Here is a 2,135-nt window from a genome sequence, read left to right as displayed (position 1 = left end):
TGGTTGGTGGAGATATTACTCCTAAGGATGTTGCTGATGCTAAAGTGAAAAAACTTACTGATAAATACCCTTTGTCAGAAGAACAAACAAAAGGCCAACTACACAACATGAAGGTAAAGGAAATTACGGTGATGCAGAGAAAGATTTCAACGATCTTAAATTACGTGATGTGAAGGAAATTGATACAGAATTTGGAAAGGGGAGAGTAGGTACACTTGATGATGGTAGTAATGTTGTTGTTAGACCAGGAAGTAAAGGGAAAAATGGAGTTACAGGACCACCCACATTAGAATTACAAAAAAAAGACAGCCCAGAAAAAACAAAAATTAGATATAAATAAGGAGATAAAACATTGAACAAATTAATAGGTTATAATTTACCATTAGGTAACTATTGGTTAAAAAAATTACAACAAGATTATAACGGAACGGTTATTATCCTAGAAAGTAAAGAAAATATAGTGAAAATTGTATTTGGTGGTTTTGTTTATGCGTTATTATCTTCAGATGAATCTGGACTCCAAAAAAGGAATCATGAATGGTGCGAAAAATTCGGAGGGAAAAAAATGCTAGAGGAGACTTTTTTTAAGATATTGAGTTCAAAGTTTATTAATTTTATTTCAGAACAAACCTTTGGTTTTTATGATAATATGGAATTAAGGCATTTTGTTGCTTGGACAGAGGATGATACTGTAGAAATAATAGCACACTATGAGCCAGAAATAGAAATTCAGAAAAAGAAATAAGAGATAGGAGGATAAAGACCGAAGAATATAATTTTCTTCGGTTTTTTGATTCTGTTGTGAAGTTTACCATCAGTAGAATTGGATTGTCATGCACCTTGAAATAATAATTTATGTACACCTCTAATAACATTATTGGGAATTTAAAAAACGAAAATTGCAAGTTCAAATTAGCCACTAGAAAGATTCATTTGCCATCTGATTTGATGACTTGAAGGTGCAATTTACGAAAGAATCTTAATTTACAACTAAACTAAATGATAAAAAGCAGAAAAATAATTATTTTTCTGCTCAGACTGAAGACAAAGTCCCCATGGCTTTGTCTTTTTTTATTAAAAAGCGGTATAATATAATTAATAAGTGATTTGGAGGTTTTCTATGATTGGTAAACTAACGCAAAATGCCAGAAATCAGATGCAATTTTTAACGCTGGATGAATTAATCCCAGAAGATCATATGCTTCGTCAAATTGACGAAACAGTGGATTTCACTTTCATTTATAAGTTGGTTGTGGATAAGTATACGCTTGATAATGGTCGTCCGTCTCTTGATCCAGTCATGCTCATTAAACTCCCACTTTTACAGTATTTGTGTGGTATTAAAAGCATGCGCCAGACAATCAAAGACGTCGAAGTTAATGCCGCTTATCGCTGGTTTTTAGGTCTTAGCTTGCTAGATGAGGTGCCCCATTTCACGACATTTGGCAAAAACTACAAGCGTCGGTTTGCTGGAACAGACCTATTTGAGCAGATTTTTAATGGGATTTTATCGTAGGCATTCGCTGCAGATTTAGTTGATACGAGTGAAATTTTCATCGATGGTACGCATGTCAAAGCACACGCTAATCGTAGAAAATCATCAAGTGTTGTGATTGAGGAAACTGGACTTTGGTACAAGGATGCACTTGAAAACGAAATCGAGGTTGATCGTAAAAGGCATCAAAAAAAGTCCTTAAAGCCATCAAAAAGAAAAAACGTAAGTGACTCAAAACCGAAAAAAACATCCAAAACTGATCCAGAGAGTGGTTGGTATCATAAAGGTGAACATATACGACACGAGAAGATAGCTATCAGTACTATGAAAGCCGAAACTATGTCAATGATGTGAATCAGGACCATACACAGGTGCTTCAAACCTATGATGAGGAGCTCAAACCTAGGGAACGCTATACCTATGGCAATGACCGGATTAGCTATAAGACGAGTCAATCCAAAGAAACGTACCAATACTTGGCTGATGCAAGAGGCAGTGTGACAGGTTTAACGCAAAACGGTGAGGCTGTTAACGCTAGAGCATACGATGTCTACGGTCAAACACAAGATAAGGATGACACAGGTAACCCCTATGGTTATACAGGTGAGGCACAAGACATCACAGGGCTTACCTACTTAAG

Annotated in this window: 3 protein-coding genes and 1 pseudogene; all 4 read left to right on the top strand. The window is 35.6% G+C overall.

Annotation, left to right across the window (positions count from 1 at the left end; all coding sequences use genetic code 11):
- The first annotated feature begins 169 nt into the window (after positions 1–169).
- Positions 170–340, top strand: a complete 171-nt coding sequence (locus tag RU86_RS12195) for a hypothetical protein (RefSeq protein WP_179296292.1) — start codon at positions 170–172, stop codon at positions 338–340.
- 12 nt (positions 341–352) lie between these two features.
- Complete coding sequence (locus RU86_RS11700; protein ID WP_096815445.1) at positions 353–745, top strand: hypothetical protein; 393 nt, start codon at positions 353–355, stop codon at positions 743–745.
- Positions 746–1,120: 375 nt separating this feature from the next.
- A pseudogene (locus RU86_RS12400) lies at positions 1,121–1,789 on the top strand (transposase); the annotation flags it as partial.
- A 77-nt stretch (positions 1,790–1,866) separates the two neighbouring features.
- Positions 1,867–2,135: hypothetical protein (locus RU86_RS11685; RefSeq protein WP_179296291.1), on the top strand; the 269-nt coding region annotated here is incomplete at its 3' end.

The organism is Pseudolactococcus piscium, assembly GCF_002441695.1.
In the GTDB taxonomy this organism is placed as follows: Bacteria; Bacillota; Bacilli; order Lactobacillales; family Streptococcaceae; genus Pseudolactococcus; species Pseudolactococcus piscium.
The sequence above is the reverse complement of the archived record's forward strand: the minus strand, read 5'-3'. Positions and strand labels throughout refer to the sequence as shown.